Genomic DNA, 4,438 nt, shown 5'->3' with positions numbered 1-4,438 from the left:
TTTCGTTTTCATCGTATCCTTGGACCTCCATCTTTCTGCTCTTACTGTAACTTAACATGTTGTCCAGTTTTTGGGGTCCATTATACTCCTTATAAGTAACTTTAAATATTTTCACATTCGCACATGTTTTATCAGAGCTTTAAGCATCGCCTCATGCGTTATAACGGTGCGTGGAGATTTATTAAACGATTGCTTCCAGCATTCATCTTCATGAGTCATATCCTTCAGTCGAATAGCCGTGAACTGACCAAAAACATCATAGATTTCGTCTAAGAATTCGCGGACTTCACTCGATAGCACACTATCTGGATTAAAGCCTTCTGGAGCGGGAATGCTTTTTTTACCATAATTTTTGTACTTTTGGTAAAGCTCAGGGATGACGGGGCCATATGTCCATGCCTGAATAGATTCATTGAACAGAGGCCGTCTAAAGATGTTTAGATATAAACCTTGAGCATAATAGACAAGTTTTTGGAGCTTAAGATTTGAGAGAAGCGCTTCCTCTTCATCGTCATCTTCTTTTGCTGCCTTGAAAAGAAAATAATCAGCAATATCAAAGCAAGTATATACACCATGTTCCTCTGTAGTATCCATGATTGTATTATATCACCAAGCATACTGATTTGTCTATGTCGGTAAAACACCCTAAATCCGACCCTAAATCCGACATAGAGAAGCTGAGTAGAATTTATTGACCGCAGAATCTATTTGGAGCGGGCGACGAGACTCGAACTCGCGACCCCAACCTTGGCAAGGTTATGCTCTACCACTGAGCTACGCCCGCTTAACAAATCCCTGCTGCTATAAATATCCCTAATATATCTCTTGTATCTTTCAACGCCTTCGCTGTATGATAATAGCGTTGTGTCTTACACGATTGTTATACTACAGGAAAAGGATTATATTTGTCAATATGTATTATCCAGCAATAAAAGAATTTAAAGAGATGGCCGAGACAGCAGACACAGGTGGGGGGAAGACTATCCTTATTCCCGTCTATAAGGAGATTCTTGCCGATGCGGAAACACCGGTCTCTGCCTTCTATAAGATAAAAAAAGAGTACTCGTTCCTGTTAGAGAGTGTTATGGGCGGGGAGAAATGGGCGAGATATTCTTTTTTAGGTGTAAGCCCGCTGAGGATATTTAAGTCTTCAGGAACTACGATAGAAACAATTGACCTGCAATCAGGCGTCAGCTCAATCGTGGTTGCTGATGACCCCATTAACGCCCTGCGCGAAGAGCTTAATACATACTCTGCCGTAACCCTAAGCACTCTGCCCCGCTTTTACGGTGGCCTTGTTGGGTTCATGGGTTATGAGAATGTGCAGTTCTTTGAGAGGCTCAACATCACTGAGAAACCATCGCTTGGTCTCCCTGATATGTTTTTTATGACGATGGATACAGTTCTAATTTTTGATAATCTCAAACAGGTAATTAAGGTAGTAGCCAGCGCCCATTTAAACAGCACGCCAGAGGCCGCATATAAAGAAGCAACAGCCAAGATAGATTCCATAATAGAGACGCTTGGTAAGCCCGCTGAACTGCCCAGACTTGACGTAAACTATGACTATCCCGACTTGCAGTATAAGTCATCGTTTAAGCGCGAGGATTTCCTTAGCGCTGTCGATAAGGCAAAGGAATACATCAGGGCGGGGGATGCCTTTCAGATAGTCATCGCACAGCGCTTCGAGGCAGACGAACACGTAGAACCGTTTAATATATACAGGGCGCTCAGGGTGATAAACCCATCTCCCTATATGTTTTATCTCAATGTTGGCAGTGCCGCCATTGTCGGCTCCTCCCCTGAAATACTCGTCAGACTTGAGGGAGACCGCGTGATTCTCAGACCAATCGCTGGCACCAGGCCGCGTGGCCGAAGCGACGTGGAAGACCTCGCAATGGAAAATGAACTCAAGGCTGATCCAAAGGAAAGGGCTGAACACATTATGCTCGTAGATTTAGGCAGAAACGATGTGGGCCGCGTAGTGCGTCCGGGTACGGTTGAGGTTACAGATTTAATGTGTGTAGAGAGATACAGCCACGTCATGCACCTTGTGTCGAACGTCGAGGGGACGCTTACCGATGGCCTTGACGCCTTTGATGTACTGCGGGCGTGTTTCCCTGCGGGGACGGTGACAGGTGCCCCGAAGGTCAGGGCGATGGAGATAATAGATGAGCTTGAACCGGTGCAACGGGGGCCATATGCCGGTGCTGTCGGTTATTTCAGCTTTTCCGGGGCAATGGATATGTGCATAACCATTCGTACTCTGGTCATAAAAGACGGTACGGTCTATGTTGAGGCCGGGGCCGGCATTGTGGCAGACTCAACACCCGAAGGCGAATATAATGAGACCGTAAACAAGGCCAAAGGTATGATGCGCGCCGTTCAAATGGCTAAGACTGCAAATGGCTAAGACACAGTTTGTAAATCCGAAAAGGCCGGGGAAGCCATAGGGGTATTTTATGCTTTTAATGATAGACAACTATGATTCGTTCACCTATAACCTGGTTCAGTACCTGGGTGAGCTTGGGCAGGATGTAAAGGTGTACAGGAATGACCGCATCACAATAGATGAGATAAGGGCGCTTGCACCACACTCGATTGTCGTCTCCCCGGGGCCGTGTACACCTATGGAGGCCGGGGTGTCGGTTGAGGTTATCAGGGCGTTTGCCGGAGTTATCCCAATACTTGGCGTCTGTCTGGGGCATCAATCAATCGGGGCTGCATTCGGGGCGTCTATAGTAAGGGCAGACAGGCTCATGCACGGCAAGACCTCAGAGATTCACCACGATGGCAGGTCTATCTATGATGGGATTGAAGAGCCGTTTATTGCAACGCGCTATCATTCTCTGGTAATTAAGCCGGGGACGCTGCCGCCGGAATTTGAAGTCAGCGCGTGGACGCTGGAGCATGAAATCATGGGTGTGCGCCATAAGGAGTTCCTGGTCGAGGGCGTTCAGTTTCACCCTGAGTCTATTCTGACGACGGTAGGAAAGACAATCCTGAAGAATTTCCTTTGCCTTGCCGATAAATCAAAGGATAAATAAGCAATGATTAAAGAAGCCATAAGCAAACTCACGTGCCGCGTTTCTCTCACAGAAGATGAGATGTCTGCCGCAATGACTGAGATAATGGAAGGTCAGGCCGCACCCGCACAGATAGGGGCATTTCTTACGGCATTAAAAATGAAAGGCGAGACCATTGAAGAGATAACCGCCGCTGCACGCGTGATGAGGGCAAAGGCTGCACGCATAAACGCCCCCGAAGGTACTGTAGATACATGCGGCACGGGCGGCGACCAGTTAAGTACGTTTAATATATCCACAACGGCAGCAATAGTGATTGCCGCTTGCGGCGTGCCGGTTGCCAAGCACGGGAACCGCTCTGTATCAAGCCGTTCGGGGAGCGCCGATGTGCTTGAGGCGTTGGGTGTGAAGATAGACCTGCCGCCGGAGATGGTAGAGAAGTGTTTGTTTGAGACAGGGTTTGGGTTTATGTTTGCCCCGGTGTTCCATCCAGCTATGAAACATGCCGCCCCGGTGCGGCGAGAGATAGCAGTCAGGACGATTTTTAATATACTTGGGCCGCTGACAAACCCAGCCGGTGCGAAGCGCCAGATAATGGGCGTTTTTTCTCGGGAACTGCTTGAGCCGCTCGTTCGTGTGCTGGGAAATCTTGGCACAACAGACCTCATGGTCTTTCATGGCGAGGACGGCCTTGACGAGATAACCATAACGGGCAGGACGTTTGTGTCGGGGTTTAGTGATGGCCAGTTTAAACAGGTTGAAAATATCGAATTTTCCCCCGAAGACTTCGGATTTAAACGCGCAGATATTAAGGCAATTCAGGGCGGTGATAGTTTGGAAAATACAAGAATAACGCTGGATATACTAAAAGGAGACAATCAAGGGCCGTGCCGTGATATTGTCCTGATAAACTCCGCAGTTGGCCTGATGGTCTCAGGCAAAGGCTATGATATAAAAAATGCTGTGCAGGCTGCCACAGACGCCATAGACTCCGGCAGGGCATTTGATAAACTCATTGATGTAAGAAAAGTTACGAACGCGTTATAGATAGATATTACTCATTTTTTTATTCAGTATAATTATTATACACATAGACAAGCCTGTGAATTTAATTTATGATACATTCGCCTTATGGAACATTATAAACCAGCAGGCGATGAGTGTGCCACAGGGGGCATTGAAGTTAGTAAAACGATGGGTTGTGAGGGGTATTGGTTTCGCCATCTGTAATTGAAATGGTGAAATAATAAAAATGATTTAGGAGAGAAAACTGAAAAGAAATAACTTGACAAAAGAGGGGCTGAGATGATATACTATTGGCGATAACGTCTCTAATAACGTCTCTAATAACGTCTCTAATAACGTCTCTAATAACGTCTCTAATAACGTCTCTAATAACGTCTCTAATAACG

Annotated in this window: 4 protein-coding genes and 1 tRNA gene; 3 read left to right on the top strand and 2 right to left on the bottom strand. The window is 46.6% G+C overall.

Annotated features, from left to right (window positions below):
- Nucleotides 1-111: 111 nt before the first annotated feature.
- Nucleotides 112-594 (bottom strand): Panacea domain-containing protein, encoded by a 483-nt coding sequence (locus tag ASN18_RS16695; RefSeq protein WP_085053918.1) that lies wholly within the window; start codon nt 592-594, stop codon nt 112-114.
- A 115-nt stretch (nt 595-709) separates the two neighbouring features.
- A tRNA-Gly gene (locus tag ASN18_RS16690) sits at nt 710-784 on the bottom strand.
- Between the two features lie 129 nt (nt 785-913).
- Between ASN18_RS16690 and trpE the strand changes: the two genes are divergently transcribed.
- The 3 genes from trpE to trpD are packed head-to-tail and all read left to right on the top strand — an operon-like array spanning nt 914 to nt 4,073.
- The gene (gene trpE, locus ASN18_RS16685; protein WP_085053917.1) at nt 914-2,413 is read left to right on the top strand and encodes an anthranilate synthase component I; all 1,500 of its coding nucleotides are present in this window, start codon (nt 914-916) and stop codon (nt 2,411-2,413) included.
- 49 nt (nt 2,414-2,462) lie between these two features.
- Complete coding sequence (locus tag ASN18_RS16680) at nt 2,463-3,047, top strand: anthranilate synthase component II (protein ID WP_085053916.1); 585 nt, start codon at nt 2,463-2,465, stop codon at nt 3,045-3,047.
- 3 nt (nt 3,048-3,050) lie between these two features.
- Nucleotides 3,051-4,073, top strand: coding sequence for an anthranilate phosphoribosyltransferase (gene trpD / locus ASN18_RS16675; protein WP_085053915.1), 1,023 nt, complete (start codon nt 3,051-3,053; stop codon nt 4,071-4,073).
- The last annotated feature ends 365 nt before the right edge of the window (nt 4,074-4,438 follow it).

Source organism: Candidatus Magnetominusculus xianensis, from assembly GCA_001541255.1.
Classification (GTDB): domain Bacteria; phylum Nitrospirota; class Thermodesulfovibrionia; order Thermodesulfovibrionales; family Magnetobacteriaceae; genus Magnetominusculus; species Magnetominusculus xianensis.
The sequence above is the reverse complement of the archived record's forward strand: the minus strand, read 5'-3'. Positions and strand labels throughout refer to the sequence as shown.

What these genes read in the sequence shown, in the direction of transcription:
- ASN18_RS16695 (WP_085053918.1), bottom strand. Translation starts at nt 594, where the DNA reads ATGGATACTACAGAGGAACATGGTGTATATACTTGCTTTGATATTGCT.
- trpE (WP_085053917.1), top strand. Translation starts at nt 914, where the DNA reads ATGTATTATCCAGCAATAAAAGAATTTAAAGAGATGGCCGAGACAGCA.
- ASN18_RS16680 (WP_085053916.1), top strand. Translation starts at nt 2,463, where the DNA reads ATGCTTTTAATGATAGACAACTATGATTCGTTCACCTATAACCTGGTT.
- trpD (WP_085053915.1), top strand. Translation starts at nt 3,051, where the DNA reads ATGATTAAAGAAGCCATAAGCAAACTCACGTGCCGCGTTTCTCTCACA.